The following is a 13,410-nucleotide window of genomic DNA, read 5'->3' on the forward strand; positions in this document are numbered from 1 at the left end:
AAGCAGTTGTCCAACATCCATCGCTACAAGTGATGGCTGCCCGGTCAGGGGGGCGGGGTTGGCGGCGGTGGGGGGGATTGTCAGTATCGTGTGGGACATCTCCGATGCAAAAGATAGAGATGAGAGATCCAAAACGTTAATAGCATCAGCCTACAGGGTAAGAGCGGTATCTACCATTGCCCTGTTGCTGGGGCAAGGGGGAACAGCGTTTTCACAGGCTAGCGCACTTTTTCACTGGCTGTCGGTTAGCGTCACCGACATACGTGCACGTGCCATCAGTACTACCTTCTCGGAATTATCTGCACGATTGGCGGCAAATAGGGCTGCCATGCTTTGGCTTAGTCGCTTGAGCTGGATTGGAGGTGCCATCGTGCTCGCCAGTAGTATTACTTTACTCATTCTCGATGAAGACGCGCTAGAAGCATGGTGCAGCAAATGCTGCTTTCGCTTTCAAAAATCTCACCCAGGTTACGCATCAGATGCAGAAGAACTCGAAAAATTATTCGGTGCAATCGGTGAGGTCATGTAATGTATCTCGCTGAGTGGCTTGCATGGCTTGCCTACACTGACCCTAAAGAAGAACGCGATGCTTTTGAAAAGCAACACAAGAAATCCAGAAGAAAAGTCATTTATGAAAGTGATGACCAAGAACTGATTGAGGCCGCTAAGAAATCAGCCAGCAACACACCAAAAAGCCGTGGCCCAGTCTATATCTACAACGAAAACGTATTGGAAATGCGTTGTGGCATGTGGGAGGCTAAGCGGGGACTGATCAGCATACTGTCTCTTGCGATAATATTCATGATAATGAGCGATATGTACATCGCCGCCAGATCCATAAGAATCTTAATTTCTCTCCACCAAGACTATCAAGGCGAGCCCTATGGCGAGCGAATTTATTCAGTCTTATTTTTTCTCACCATGGGCGTAGGTACATTATGGATTTACTTGAAATTCGGACTGCGCTTCACGCGATTTGAGATGTTTACATCCCGTCATTTGCTGGTACGCTTCAACCGTACCACCCAACAAGTTTACCTGCATCGGCCAAAATATTGTGGCGGCATCGTCACTCTTCCTTGGCATGGCGTCACGTGCAGTGGCTCGGATAAAAAATACGCCGCGGCTGGTAGCTTGGGTCTTCCTTTGGATCTCATGTGGCCGCCCTCATTCACCGGCAGACTTCATCCTGAACTCGTCTACGTAGGCAAGTCCGTCAACAACTTCACAGAGATGCAAGCCGAATGGGAGTTCATCCGCCGATTCATGGATGAGGGACCCGAGGGTCTACCGCGCCCTCACATCACTTCCCACTTTCCCTGGCCTTGGCAAGCCTTCACGCCTCAATTCGAAGGGCTGACCCACTACTTTCGCAGATCTTCTCGAATTACCAAGGTTGGCCTGATCTTGATCTCCCCCGCCTTTCTCATCATAGGAACCGGGCACTGGCTGAGCCTCATGCTGTGCTGGAAACCACGCTGGCCCAAGATCATCCGCGAAGCAGGCCTGCCCGGAAAACCCCTCCCCGCACTCACTACCATCGACGACCACCCGTTGCACATTCAGGAGCGGTTACGCGAAAACGCATACCTCTGGGAGGCTCGCCCAGGCAAGCGCCCTGAGAGAAAGAAACGCATCTCTACCCGACGGCGAAAGAACGAAGTACAAACCTCGGCCCCGGAGAAGGAAGTCCCCTGTGACACCCATCTTGCTGGCCGGCCAGGAACATGAATGCCCCTGCAGGGTGGGGACGAATGACTTCGGGCACGCCCACTCTCGGGGCCTACAACGTAATCGTCTGAACGGGACGAGCGGCGCCATCGTACTCTCCAGCAGCCTCGCCCTGCTGACATGGGCAAGCAGTGATTGACCGACTGAGGGTCGACGAGGTCAATCGCCTGTGCGATTACAACCCACCCGCAGAATGGTCAGGCAGCCCTGATAGCTGACGCTGCTGTGTAATTCGGAGAACTTCAAGCGAGAAGATCAGCAGGTATGCCTGCAGGATCTGCTGGCGGATAACCAATCGCTGATGACGGGCTATCTGATGAAGGCAGGGCTCAAAGCGCTTTATTCACCTACCACTGCCGGGGCTGGCGATTAGCTTGGCAGCAGTGCTTACACCTGACTGACAAAAATGCGATACAGGCATTGAAACGATTCGCCAAGCGTCTGAAGGGGCACTGACAGGGGCAACATGAGCGCAGAGCGCTGGCGCAATGTACACAAGGCAGTTGGAGAGTACCAACCACCTGATGAAGGCGGCGTCATGACGATCGACACCCCCTTTCCTGGCAATCCGTTTAGAACCAAAAAACACCCTATGCAGGGCGTCGTTCACCGACTCAATCCAGCTTCTCGAACTTCAGGTCCCAGACTCCGTGCCCGAGCCGCTCGCCGCGGCGTTCGAACTTGGTCACCGGGCGTTCGTCCGGGCGCGGCATGTAGGTGCCGTCCGCCGACTGGTTGCGATAACCGGCGGCCACGTTCATCACCTCGAGCATGTGCTCGGCATAGGGTTCCCAATCGGTGGCCATGTGGAACACACCGCCGACCTTGAGTTTGCGCCGTACCAGCTCGGCGAATTCCGGCTGGACGATGCGCCGCTTGTGGTGCCGCGCCTTGTGCCAGGGGTCAGGGAAGAACAGCATCAGCCGGTCCAGGCTGGCATCGGCCACACAGCGGTTGAGCACTTCGATGGCGTCGCAGTCGTAGACCCGCAGATTCTTCAGGCCCTGGGTGAGCACGCCATTGAGCAGGGCGCCGACTCCCGGACGGTGCACTTCGACGCCAATGAAATCCAGCTCCGGCGACGCCGCCGCCATTTCCAGCAACGAGTGGCCCATGCCGAAGCCGATTTCCAGGGTGCGCGGCGCCGAGCGGCCGAACACCTGGTCGTAATCCACCGGGCTGTCGGCCAGTGGCAGGATGAACAGCGGGCCACCCTGCTCCAGACCGCGCTGCTGGCCTTCGGTCATGCGGCCAGCACGCATCACGAAACTCTTGATGCGGCGGTGCGGGCGGTCTTCGCCGCCGGCAGGGATCGGCGTTTCTTGCGATTCAGTCATCAGGGGCTCTTACTTGATCAGACCATCCAGCGGCGAAGAGGCGCTGGCGTAGAGTTTCTTCGGCATGCGACCGGCCAGGTAAGCCATGCGTCCGGCGACGATGGCGTGCTTCATGGCTTCGGCCATCAGTACCGGTTGCTGGGCGTGGGCGATGGCCGAGTTCATCAGCACGGCCTCGCAGCCCATCTCCATGGCGATGGTAGCGTCGGATGCCGTGCCCACGCCGGCGTCGACCAGCACCGGGACCTTGGATTCCTCGAGGATGATCTGCAGGTTGTAGGGGTTGCAGATCCCCAGGCCGGTGCCGATCAGGCCCGCGAGTGGCATCACTGCGATACAGCCGGCTTCGGCCAGCTGACGCGCGATGATCGGGTCGTCGCTGGTGTAGACCATCACGTCGAACCCGTCCTTGACCAGCACTTCGGCGGCCTTGAGGGTTTCGATGACGTTGGGGAACAGGGTCTTCTGGTCGGCCAGCACTTCCAGCTTCACCAGGTTGTGGCCGTCGAGCAGCTCGCGGGCCAGGCGGCAGGTGCGCACGGCCTCGATGGCGTCGTAGCAGCCTGCGGTGTTCGGCAGGATGGTGTAGCGGTCAGGCGGCAGTACGTCGAGCAGGTTCGGCTCACCCGGATTCTGGCCGAGGTTGGTGCGGCGCACGGCGACCGTGACGATCTGCGCGCCGGAGGCCTCGATGGCCTGGCGGGTCTCGTCCATGTCGCGGTACTTGCCGGTACCGACCAGCAGGCGCGACTGGAACGTGCGCCCGGCCAGGGTGAAAGGCTTGTCGTTGCGAACGTTGCTCATCGTGTTTCCTCTGCAGAAATTACGGGACCGGCGGGTGGGCACTCCCTAGCCGTCAGCCGCCACCGATGGCGTGGACCACTTCGACCTGGTCACCCTCGCCGAGCAGGGTGCTGTCGTGCTGGCTGCGCGGCACGATCTCCTGGTTCAGTTCCACCGCCACCCGGCGCCCGACCATCTCGAGACGACCCAGCAGGGCCGCCACGCTCTCGCCAGCCGGCAGTTCGTAGGGTTCGCCGTTGAGTTGAATGTGCATGCGCACGGCCACCATCGTTCATTGGGGCCCGCATTCTAGCGCCGATCCGCCCTGCAACCCAAGGCCGGCTGGCGCCTTCGATCGTGCGGGCGCTGCGCCGGTCAGCCCAGACGCCAGGCCGTGAGCCCCAGGCAGACCCAGCCGGCGAGGAAACAGACCCCGCCGATCGGCGTGATGATGCCCAGCTTTCCCAGGCCACTGAGGGTCAGGGCGTACAGGCTGCCGGAGAACAACACGATGCCCGCGGCGAACAGACCACCGGCCCATCCGACCAGGCGTCCGGGCAGGTGCACGCAGAGCACCGCCACTGCCAGGATCGCCAGGGCGTGCACCAACTGGTAGATGACCCCGGTGTGGAAGATCGCCAGGTAGTCGGCGCTCAGGCGAGCTTTCAGGCCATGGGCGGCGAACGCACCCAGAGCGACGCCGGTGAAGCCGAAGAACGCCGCGAGCATCAGGAAGCTGCGAAGCATGGGACAACTCCTTGAAAGGGGTCTGTATAATGGCCGGTTCCAACGGTCCGGCCAAGCTATCGACATGCTGTCATCCCTTATCCGCCGCCTCGCCCGTGCCCTGCTCTGGTTCGCCGCAGGCAGCGTCGTGCTGGTGCTGCTGCTGCGCTGGGTGCCACCGCCCGGCACGGCCTTGATGGTCGAACGCAAGGTGCAGTCGTGGATCGATGGCGAACCGATCGACCTGCAACGCGACTGGGTATCCTGGGACCAGATCTCCGACCAACTCAAGGTCGCGGTGGTCGCAGGAGAAGATCAGCATTTCGCCAGCCATTGGGGCTTCGACATCCCGGCCATCCAGGCCGCGCTGGTGCATAACGAGAACGGTGGCAACCTGCGTGGCGCCAGTACACTGACCCAGCAGGTGGCCAAGAACCTGTTCCTGTGGTCAGGCCGCAGTTGGTTGCGCAAAGGGCTGGAGGCGTGGTTCACGGCGCTCATGGAATTGCTGTGGCCCAAGGAGCGGATCCTCGAGGTGTACCTCAACAGCGCCGAGTGGGGGCCGGGCATCTTCGGCGCCCAGGCTGCGGCGCGCCATCACTTCGGCGTGGATGCCAGCCGCCTCAGTCGCCAGCAGGCCAGTCAGCTCGCTGCCGTCTTGCCCAGCCCGCTGAAATGGAGCGCCAGCCACCCCAGCGCCTATGTGGCCGGCCGCGCCAGCTGGATTCAGCGGCAGATGAGCCAACTGGGCGGGCCTAGCTACCTGATGCAATTGCAGGGCGGCGCCAGGCTATGAGCACCTGATCCGGCGCAACGAAAAACCGCCCGGTCCGAACGGAGCAGGCGGTTTTCCTTGATGGCTCGATGGCGCGAAGCGGATCAGACCGTGATGAGCGCCTTGACCTTGCTCATCGCGTTCTTTTCCAGCTGGCGAATACGCTCGGCCGACACGCTGTACTTCTCGGCCAGCTCGTGCAGGGTAGCTTTTTCTTCGGCCAACCAGCGCTGGTAAAGAATGTCGCGGCTACGCTCGTCCAGACCATTGAGCGCTTCGTGCAGGTTGCTGTTGGCGTTGTCGCTCCAATCGGCGTCTTCCAGCTGCATGGCCGGGTCGTAACGGTGGTCTTCCAGGTAATGCGCTGGCGAATGGAACGCGCTGTCGTCGTCGGCATCGGCTGCCGGGTCGAAGGCCATGTCGTGACCGCTCAGACGACTCTCCATTTCCCGCACTTCACGCGGTTCGACACCCAGGCTCTCGGCCACACGGTGCACTTCATCGTTGTTCAACCAGGCCAAGCGCTTTTTCTGGCTGCGCAGGTTGAAGAACAGCTTGCGCTGGGCTTTGGTGGTAGCCACTTTGACGATGCGCCAGTTGCGCAGGATGAATTCGTGGATTTCAGCCTTGATCCAGTGCACGGCGAACGACACCAGGCGCACGCCCATCTCCGGATTGAAGCGCTTGACCGCTTTCATCAGGCCGACGTTGCCTTCCTGGATCAGGTCGGCCTGGGCCAGGCCGTAGCCTGCGTAGCTACGCGCGATATGGACGACGAAACGCAGGTGGGCCATCACCATCTGCCGAGCGGCCTCGAGATCCTGCTCATAGTAGAGACGCTCGGCCAGTTCACGCTCCTGCTCGACCGTCAGCAGCGGGATGCTGTTGACCGTGTGCACGTAGGCTTCCAGGTTTGCACCGGGAACCAGGGCATAGGCAGGCTGCAACGAAGTGGTCATTAAAGTACCTCCGACTCACTGGACTCGTGCCTTGTGGGCACTGCCAACATAGACCCGGAACCACGAGACAAGTTCCTGGATGAAAAAAGTCAATGCTGGCACGAAAGCATTATCGCGGTGCGAGCTCGTTCAGGTGGCGAGCGACCGCAATCCAAGCACCGATATACCCCAAGAGCACCGCTCCGATCAAGAGCGACAGACCATCGGAAGGCGGCACCCCACCCAGGGCGAAGTCGCTGCCGTACAGGCCGGACAGGCCGACCACCGCGTCGTTGAGCCAGTTCAGGCCGAATGCCAGGATACCCCAGGCCAGCACGCCCGCGCCCAGCCCGTACAAGGCGCCCATGTACAGGAAAGGCCGGCGCACGTAGCTGTCGGTACCGCCCACCAGCTTGATGACCTCGATCTCGATCCGACGATTCTCGATGTGCAGGCGAATGGTGTTGCCGATCACCAGCAGCAGCGCGGAAATCAACATGACCGCCAGGCCGAAGACGAAGCGGTCGCCCAGCTTGAGGATCGCGGCCAGCCGCTCGACCCAGAGCAGATCCAGTTGCGCCACCTCGACCCGCGGCAACTCCGACAGGCGTTGGCGCAGGGCCTCGAGCGCCGGTTTGTCGACCTCGGTGGGGGTCACCACCACCACTCCTGGCAGGGGGTTGTCCGGCAGCTCGCGCAGCGCCTCGCCGAGCCCCGATTGCTGCTGGAATTCCTGCAGCGCCTGCTCGCGACTGACGAAGGTGGCCTCGGCCACGCCTGGCATGGCCTTGATCTGCTCGCGCAGGGCTTCGCCTTCCTTGCTGCCGGCATCGAGCTTGAGGTAGAGCGAAATCTGCGCGGCGCGCTGCCACGAGCCGCCCAGCTTCTCGACGTTCTTGAGCAGCAAGGACAGGCCCATCGGCATGCTCAGCGCCACCGCCATCACCAGGCAGGTGAAGAAGCTGCCGATCGGCTGCTTGCCCAGGCGACGCAAGCTGTCGGCCAGGCTCGCGCGGTGGCTTTCCAGCCAGGCGTGCAGCAGGGTGCGCATGTCCGGGCCGTCGTCATCCTGGGCGCCGCGCTTCTTGTCGGGCTTCGGATCCGCCGCCTTGGGCGCGACGCGCTCGGAGACCTTGGGTGTACGCGTGTTGCTCATTGTCCGGCCTCCCCGTCACCGATCAGTCGTCCGCGTTGCAGGGTGAGCATGCGGTGGCGCATGCGCGCGATCAGCGCCAGGTCATGGCTGGCGATCAGCACGGTGGTGCCCAGCCGGTTGATGTCCTCGAACACGCCCATGATCTCGGCCGCCAGCCGCGGGTCGAGGTTACCGGTGGGTTCGTCGGCCAGCAGCAGGGCCGGCTGATGGACGATGGCGCGGGCGATGCCGACCCGCTGCTGCTGGCCGGTGGAAAGGTCCGCGGGGAACAGCTCGCCCTTGTCCGACAGCGACACCCGCTCCAGCGCAGAGTCCACCCGCTTGGTGATCTCGGCCTTGGACAGCCCGAGGATCTGTAGCGGCAGGGCGATGTTGTTGAACACGGTACGGTCGAACAACAGTTGGTGATTCTGGAACACCACGCCGATCTGCCGGCGCAGGAAGGGGATCTGCGCGTTGCTGATCTGACCCAGGTCCTGACCGGCCAGCAGCAGCTTGCCGCTGGTGGGCCGCTCCATGGCCAGCAACAGGCGCAGCAAGGTGCTCTTGCCGGCGCCGGAGTGGCCGGTGACGAACAGGAATTCGCCCCGGCGCGCCCGGAAACTCAGCTCATGCAGGCCGACATGGCCATTGGGGTAGCGCTTGGCGACCTGCTCGAATCGGATCATGGGTGCTCACGCTCGGCAAACAGGGCCTTGACGAAGGGTTCGGCCTCGAAAGTGCGCAGATCGTCGATGCCTTCGCCGACACCGATGAAGCGGATCGGCAGGCTGAACTGCTTGGCCAGGGCGAAGATCACCCCGCCCTTGGCGGTGCCATCGAGCTTGGTCAGGGCCAGGCCGGTGAGCTCGACGCTCTGGTTGAAGTACTTGGCCTGGCTGATGGCGTTCTGCCCGGTTCCGGCGTCCAGCACCAGCAGCACTTCATGGGGAGCCTCGGCGTCGAGCTTGCCGATGACCCGGCGAACCTTCTTCAGCTCTTCCATGAGGTTGTCCTTGGTGTGCAGACGACCAGCCGTGTCGGCGATCAGCACGTCGGCACCGCGGGCCTTGGCGGCCTGCACGGCGTCGAAGATCACCGACGCGGAATCGGCGCCAGTGTGCTGGGCGATCACCGGAATCTGGTTGCGCTCGCCCCACACCTGCAACTGCTCCACCGCCGCGGCGCGGAAGGTATCGCCCGCCGCCAGCATGACCTTCTTGCCTTCAAGCTGCAGCTTCTTGGCCAGCTTGCCGATGGTGGTGGTCTTGCCGGCGCCATTGACGCCGACCACCAGGATCACATACGGCTTGCCCTGGGACTCGATCTTCAGCGGCTGCTCCACCGGGCGCAGCAGCGCGGCAAGCTCATCCTGCAACGACTTGTACAGAGCATCGGCATCGGCCAGCTGCTTGCGCGCCACCTTCTGGGTGAGGTTCTGCACGATCAGCGTGGTGGCCTCGACGCCCACGTCGGCCGTGAGCAGGCGCGTCTCGATTTCGTCGAGCAGGTCGTCGTCGATGACTTTCCGGCCCAGGAACAGGCTGGCCATGCCCTCGCCAATGCTGGCGCTGGTCTTGGACAGGCCCTGCTTGAGGCGGGCGAAGAAGCCCGGCCTGTTCTGCTCAAGGGCGGGCGCGGGCGCGGCCACCGTAGGCTCCGGCTCTGGCTCGAGCACAGCGGGAACCGGCGTGGCCGGGACGGCGGCAACGACAGGCGCCACCTCGGGCTGCCGGATGACCGGTTCGGGTTCGGGTTGGGGTTCGGCGACGACAGGCTGCACGACGGCGGCGACCGGCTCCGGATCGAGGACTGGACGCTCGGGGATGGGTGGCGGCGCGCTGGGTTCGAGGTCGGGCACCAGCGCCACGGGTTCCTCGGCGACCGGCAGCACGAGGTTGCTCACCGGCGCTTCGGTCACCGATGGCTGCGGGCCGAGCGCCTCATGGCGGACTTCCTCGACCGCAATGGGCGCCGGCGAGGGCGCCAGCGGTACCTCGACCACCTCCTGGACGGCAGGCGCCTCGACATCGGCGGTCGGAGACGGCGCTAGCGGGGCTTCGACCGGCTCGGGTGGCGTCGCCGGCTGCTCGGCCGCAGGTTGCTGCGGCTTCTTGCGAAACCAGCCGAACAGGCCTTTCTTCTCACCGGACTCGGCCGGCGCTTTCTTGTCGTCGTTGGAACCAAACATGGAAGACGGCTATCTCAGGGTGGCGATGCACCATCGTCGGGCATCTGGAATTCTTTCTACGCAGAACAGACTCTCATGCAGGCGGCTGGTTCACGCGCAACGTTTTGTCTTGGTGTCCTGTGGGCCAGAACGGCGACAGGCATGGTCGCCAGGCAACCGGATCAGTATCCTAGCACCTCCTGGCCCGTCGACGCTAAGTCCCGCAGGCCGCCGTACAGGTTATCCATCGTATGATCGCTTTCGCCCGCCGCGCCGCTGGCCTGTTGCTCGGCACCCTCTGCCTGCCCCTGGCGGCCCTGGCTGCCGACATCCAACCCACCCATGAATTCATCCTCGACAACGGCCTGAAGGTCGTGGTCCGTGAAGACCACCGCGCCCCGGTCGTGGTGTCGCAGATCTGGTACAAGGTCGGCTCCAGCTACGAGACCCCGGGCCAGACCGGCCTGTCCCACGCCCTGGAGCACATGATGTTCAAGGGCAGCGCCAAGGTCGGGCCCGGCGAGGCTTCGCGCATCCTGCGCGACCTGGGGGCCGAAGAGAACGCCTTCACCAGCGACGACTACACCGCCTACTACCAGGTGCTGGCCCGCGACCGCCTGCCCGTGGCCCTGGAGCTGGAGGCCGACCGCCTGTCCAGCCTGCGCCTGCCGGCCGACGAGTTCAGCCGCGAAATCGAGGTGATCAAGGAAGAACGCCGCCTGCGCACCGACGATCAGCCCAGCGCCAAGGCGTTCGAGCTGTTCCGTGCCATGGCCTACCCGGCCAGCGGCTACCACACCCCGACCATCGGCTGGATGGCCGACCTGGAGCGCATGAAGGTCGAGGAGCTGCGCCACTGGTACGAGTCCTGGTACGCGCCGAACAACGCCACCCTGGTGGTGGTCGGCGACGTCACCGTCGACGAGGTCAAGGCCCTGGCGCAGAAGTACTTCGCCGCCATTCCCAAGCGTGCCGTGCCGCCGGCCAAGCTGCCACTGGAGCTCGCCGAGCCCGGCCAGCGCCAGCTCACCCTGCATGTACGCACCCAGTTGCCCAGCCTGATCTACGGGTTCAACGTACCGAGCGTGGCCACCGCCAAGGATCCACGCAGCGCCCAGGCCCTGCGCCTGATCTCGGCCCTACTCGACGGCGGCTACAGCGCCCGCATGCCAGCACGGCTGGAGCGCGGCCAGGAGCTGGTCTCCGGTGCCGGCAGCAACTACAACGCCTTCACCCGGGGCGACAGCCTGTTCCTGATTTCCGCCACGCCCAACGTGCAGAAGCACAAGACCCTGGCCGACGTCGAGAAAGGCGTCTGGCAACTGCTCGACGAACTCAAGCGCACCCCGCCCACCGCCGAGGAGCTCGAGCGCGTGCGTGCCCAGGTCATCGCCGGGCTGGTCTACGACCGCGACTCGATCAGTAACCAGGCCAGTACCATCGGGCAACTGGAAACGGTCGGCCTGTCATGGAAGCTGATCGACAGCGAACTGGACGACCTCAAGCGCGTTACCCCCCAGGACATCCAGGAGGCTGCACGCACCTATTTCACCCGCGAACGCCTGAGCGTTGCCCATGTCCTGCCCGAGGAGTCCGCTCATGACTGACCGTCGCGCCCCACGTCATTTCCTGCCCGGTGTCGCAGCATTCGCCTCGGCACTGGCCCTGGCCCTGCTGCTGGCCAACCCGGCACAGGCCGATGAGGCCGCCGGGCAGGTCGACCGCAGCGCCGCGCGCCCGGCCAACACCCTGCAATCGCTGGCCGAACTCGACGGCAAGGCGCCCAGCCGGCGCGAGCTGAACATCCAGCAGTGGACCACCGCCGAAGGCGCCCGGGTGCTGTTCGTCGAAGCGCGCGAGCTGCCGATGTTCGACCTGCGCGTGACCTTCGCCGCTGGCAGCAGCCAGGATGGCTCGGTAGCGGGCCTGGCGACGCTGACCAACGCCATGCTCAACGAAGGCGTGGCCGGCAAGGACGTCACCGCCATCGCCCAGGGCTTCGAAGGACTGGGCGCCGATTTCGGCAATGGTTCGTACCGCGACATGGCCGTGGCCTCGCTGCGCAGCCTGAGCACGGCCGACAAACGCGACCCGGCGCTCAAGCTGTTCGCCGAGGTGGTGGGCAAGCCCAGCTTCCCCAAGGACTCGCTCAAGCGCATCAAGAACCAGCTGCTGGCCGGGCTCGAGTACGACAAGCAGAACCCGGCCAAGCTGGCTGGCAAGGCCTTGTTCGCCAGCCTGTATGGCGAGCACCCCTACGCGCACCCCAGCGACGGCACTGCCAAGAGCATCCCGGGCATCACCCAGGCACAGTTGCGCGCCTTCCATGCCAAGGCCTACGCGGCCGGCAACGCGGTGATCGCCCTGGTCGGCGACCTCGACCGCAGCCAGGCCGAGGCCATCGCGGCACAGGTGTCTGCCGCGCTGCCCAAGGGGCCGGCACTGCCCAGCCCGGCTGAGCCGACCGAGCCCAAGGCCGGCGTCACGCACATCGACTTCCCGTCCAAGCAGACCCACCTGATGCTCGCCGAACTGGGCATCACCCGCCAGGATCCGGACTGGCCAGCGCTGTCGCTGGGCAACCAGATTCTCGGCGGTGGCGCCTTCGGCACCCGGCTGATGAGCGAAGTGCGCGAAAAACGCGGCCTGACCTACGGCGTCTATTCGAACTTCACCCCGATGCAGGTGCGCGGTCCGTTCATGATCAACCTGCAGACCCGCGCCGAACTCAGCGAAGGGACCCTGCAGCTGGTGCGCGACATTCTTACCGACTACCTGAAGAACGGCCCGACCCAGCAGGAACTGGACGATGCCAAGCGCGAGCTGGCCGGCAGTTTCCCGCTGTCCAACGCGAGCAACGCCAGCATCGTCGGTCAACTGGGCGCCATCGGCTTCTACAACCTGCCGCTGACCTGGCTCGAAGACTTCGTGCAGCAATCCCAGGCGCTGACGGTCGAGCAGGTCAAGGCCGCCATGAACAAGCATCTCTCGGCAGACAAGCTGGTGATCGTCACCGCAGGGCCGAGCGTGCCGCAGAAGCCTCTGCCACCGCCCACAGACAAACCCTCCGAGCAACCGCTCGGGGTACCGGAGCACTGATGGCCAGACCGTCCAATCCTGCCCAAGGCCCCAGCAAAGGGGCTGGGCAGCTGCGTATCATCGCCGGGGAATGGCGCAGCCGCCGGCTGGCAGTGCCCGAGGGCGAAGGCCTGCGTCCAACGCCCGACCGCGTGCGCGAAACCCTGTTCAACTGGCTGGCGCCCTTCATCGAGGGCGCCCGGGTGCTGGATGCCTTCACCGGCAGCGGTGCACTGGTGCTCGAAGCACTCTCGCGCGGCGCAGCCGACGCCGTCGCACTGGACAGCAACCCGGCCGCCGTCGCCAACCTCAAGCACAACCTGGAAGTGCTGCGCTGCCCGCGCGGGCAGATCCTGCAGACCGATGCCCTGCGCTACCTCGGCGCTCCGGCAAAGCAGCGGTTCGACCTGGTGTTCCTCGACCCGCCTTTTCACAAGGACCTGCTGAGGCAGGTATGCGAGCTGCTGGAAAGCCAGCAGTGGCTACACGATCAGGCCTGGGTCTACACCGAAAGCGAAGCTGCCCCGTCCAGCCTGCCGATGCCTGGCAACTGGCGCCTGCACCGCGAGAAGAAGACCGGCCAGGTACACTACGCGCTGTGGCAACGCGACGCGGCACCGGACGAGACACCAGCACCGGCGCCCCAGGCGTGATCGCCACGCGTCGCACACGGCAATGGCGCCTGAATCGCCAGGCCTGGCGAAGGCCAAGACATAGCTAACGCCACACCCCCTGCA

The 13,410-nt window shown here is 63.9% G+C and carries 13 protein-coding genes and 1 pseudogene; 6 read left to right on the forward strand and 8 right to left on the reverse strand.

All coding sequences use genetic code 11. From position 1 onward, the window contains the following. Together IAE34_RS21315 and IAE34_RS21320 are read left to right on the forward strand one after the other, a co-directional pair. Positions 1-529: pseudogene (locus IAE34_RS21315) on the forward strand (hypothetical protein); the annotation flags it as partial. Then, entirely contained in the window at positions 529-1,731 is a 1,203-nt protein-coding gene (locus IAE34_RS21320) for a DUF6708 domain-containing protein (RefSeq protein WP_200140936.1), read from the forward strand. The pseudogene IAE34_RS21315 and the gene IAE34_RS21320, both read left to right, overlap by 1 nt. A gap of 614 nt (positions 1,732-2,345) precedes the next feature. On the opposite strand, the gene trmB is transcribed toward IAE34_RS21320, so the two are convergent. From trmB to IAE34_RS21340, 4 genes are all read right to left on the reverse strand, one after another. Then, positions 2,346-3,068 (reverse strand): tRNA (guanosine(46)-N7)-methyltransferase TrmB, encoded by a 723-nt coding sequence (trmB, locus tag IAE34_RS21325; protein WP_200140937.1) that lies wholly within the window; start codon positions 3,066-3,068, stop codon positions 2,346-2,348. 9 nt (positions 3,069-3,077) lie between these two features. Then, positions 3,078-3,872 (reverse strand): thiazole synthase, encoded by a 795-nt coding sequence (locus tag IAE34_RS21330; RefSeq protein WP_200140938.1) that lies wholly within the window; start codon positions 3,870-3,872, stop codon positions 3,078-3,080. Between the two features lie 52 nt (positions 3,873-3,924). Beyond that, positions 3,925-4,125: a sulfur carrier protein ThiS gene (gene thiS / locus IAE34_RS21335; RefSeq protein ID WP_200140939.1), complete on the reverse strand. Its 201-nt coding sequence runs from the start codon at positions 4,123-4,125 to the stop codon at positions 3,925-3,927. A 101-nt stretch (positions 4,126-4,226) separates the two neighbouring features. Continuing rightward, positions 4,227-4,598: a DUF423 domain-containing protein gene (locus IAE34_RS21340; RefSeq protein ID WP_200140940.1), complete on the reverse strand. Its 372-nt coding sequence runs from the start codon at positions 4,596-4,598 to the stop codon at positions 4,227-4,229. A 64-nt stretch (positions 4,599-4,662) separates the two neighbouring features. Between IAE34_RS21340 and mtgA the strand changes: the two genes are divergently transcribed. Next, a complete protein-coding gene (gene mtgA, locus IAE34_RS21345) occupies positions 4,663-5,373 on the forward strand; it encodes a monofunctional biosynthetic peptidoglycan transglycosylase (RefSeq protein ID WP_200140941.1) in 711 nt (236 codons plus the stop codon). An 83-nt stretch (positions 5,374-5,456) separates the two neighbouring features. Here mtgA and rpoH read toward each other — a convergent pair whose 3' ends face one another. The 4 genes from rpoH to ftsY form a co-directional block, all read right to left on the reverse strand. Continuing rightward, positions 5,457-6,311 (reverse strand): RNA polymerase sigma factor RpoH, encoded by an 855-nt coding sequence (gene rpoH / locus IAE34_RS21350; RefSeq protein WP_200140942.1) that lies wholly within the window; start codon positions 6,309-6,311, stop codon positions 5,457-5,459. 109 nt (positions 6,312-6,420) lie between these two features. After that, a complete protein-coding gene (gene ftsX / locus IAE34_RS21355; protein ID WP_200140943.1) occupies positions 6,421-7,446 on the reverse strand; it encodes a permease-like cell division protein FtsX in 1,026 nt (341 codons plus the stop codon). Next, positions 7,443-8,114 (reverse strand): cell division ATP-binding protein FtsE, encoded by a 672-nt coding sequence (gene ftsE / locus IAE34_RS21360; RefSeq protein WP_200140944.1) that lies wholly within the window; start codon positions 8,112-8,114, stop codon positions 7,443-7,445. The genes ftsX and ftsE overlap by 4 nt, the downstream gene beginning before the upstream one ends. Continuing rightward, positions 8,111-9,616 (reverse strand): signal recognition particle-docking protein FtsY, encoded by a 1,506-nt coding sequence (gene ftsY, locus IAE34_RS21365; RefSeq protein WP_200140945.1) that lies wholly within the window; start codon positions 9,614-9,616, stop codon positions 8,111-8,113. Before ftsY ends, ftsE begins: the two co-directional genes overlap by 4 nt. Before the next feature lie 230 nt (positions 9,617-9,846). Between ftsY and IAE34_RS21370 the strand changes: the two genes are divergently transcribed. Genes IAE34_RS21370 through rsmD form a run of 3 tightly spaced genes read left to right on the forward strand, consistent with a single transcriptional unit; the run spans position 9,847 to position 13,326 of the window. Then, on the forward strand, positions 9,847-11,202 hold the full coding sequence (locus tag IAE34_RS21370) for a M16 family metallopeptidase (protein WP_200140946.1): 1,356 nt from the start codon (positions 9,847-9,849) through the stop codon (positions 11,200-11,202). Beyond that, positions 11,195-12,694 (forward strand): M16 family metallopeptidase, encoded by a 1,500-nt coding sequence (locus IAE34_RS21375; RefSeq protein WP_200140947.1) that lies wholly within the window; start codon positions 11,195-11,197, stop codon positions 12,692-12,694. The genes IAE34_RS21370 and IAE34_RS21375 overlap by 8 nt, the downstream gene beginning before the upstream one ends. After that, entirely contained in the window at positions 12,694-13,326 is a 633-nt protein-coding gene (rsmD, locus tag IAE34_RS21380) for a 16S rRNA (guanine(966)-N(2))-methyltransferase RsmD (RefSeq protein WP_200140948.1), read from the forward strand. The genes IAE34_RS21375 and rsmD overlap by 1 nt, the downstream gene beginning before the upstream one ends. Positions 13,327-13,410 lie beyond the last annotated feature (84 nt).

Source organism: Pseudomonas sp. S30 (assembly GCF_016518545.1).
Taxonomy (GTDB): domain Bacteria; phylum Pseudomonadota; class Gammaproteobacteria; order Pseudomonadales; family Pseudomonadaceae; genus Aquipseudomonas.

Excerpts from the sequence above, each read along its gene's own strand:
- IAE34_RS21320 (WP_200140936.1), top strand. The coding sequence starts at position 529 with ATGTATCTCGCTGAGTGGCTTGCATGGCTTGCCTACACTGACCCTAAA.
- trmB (WP_200140937.1), bottom strand. The coding sequence starts at position 3,068 with ATGACTGAATCGCAAGAAACGCCGATCCCTGCCGGCGGCGAAGACCGC.
- IAE34_RS21330 (WP_200140938.1), bottom strand. The coding sequence starts at position 3,872 with ATGAGCAACGTTCGCAACGACAAGCCTTTCACCCTGGCCGGGCGCACG.
- thiS (WP_200140939.1), bottom strand. The coding sequence starts at position 4,125 with ATGCACATTCAACTCAACGGCGAACCCTACGAACTGCCGGCTGGCGAG.
- IAE34_RS21340 (WP_200140940.1), bottom strand. The coding sequence starts at position 4,598 with ATGCTTCGCAGCTTCCTGATGCTCGCGGCGTTCTTCGGCTTCACCGGC.
- mtgA (WP_200140941.1), top strand. The coding sequence starts at position 4,663 with ATGCTGTCATCCCTTATCCGCCGCCTCGCCCGTGCCCTGCTCTGGTTC.
- rpoH (WP_200140942.1), bottom strand. The coding sequence starts at position 6,311 with ATGACCACTTCGTTGCAGCCTGCCTATGCCCTGGTTCCCGGTGCAAAC.
- ftsX (WP_200140943.1), bottom strand. The coding sequence starts at position 7,446 with ATGAGCAACACGCGTACACCCAAGGTCTCCGAGCGCGTCGCGCCCAAG.
- ftsE (WP_200140944.1), bottom strand. The coding sequence starts at position 8,114 with ATGATCCGATTCGAGCAGGTCGCCAAGCGCTACCCCAATGGCCATGTC.
- ftsY (WP_200140945.1), bottom strand. The coding sequence starts at position 9,616 with ATGTTTGGTTCCAACGACGACAAGAAAGCGCCGGCCGAGTCCGGTGAG.
- IAE34_RS21370 (WP_200140946.1), top strand. The coding sequence starts at position 9,847 with ATGATCGCTTTCGCCCGCCGCGCCGCTGGCCTGTTGCTCGGCACCCTC.
- IAE34_RS21375 (WP_200140947.1), top strand. The coding sequence starts at position 11,195 with ATGACTGACCGTCGCGCCCCACGTCATTTCCTGCCCGGTGTCGCAGCA.
- rsmD (WP_200140948.1), top strand. The coding sequence starts at position 12,694 with ATGGCCAGACCGTCCAATCCTGCCCAAGGCCCCAGCAAAGGGGCTGGG.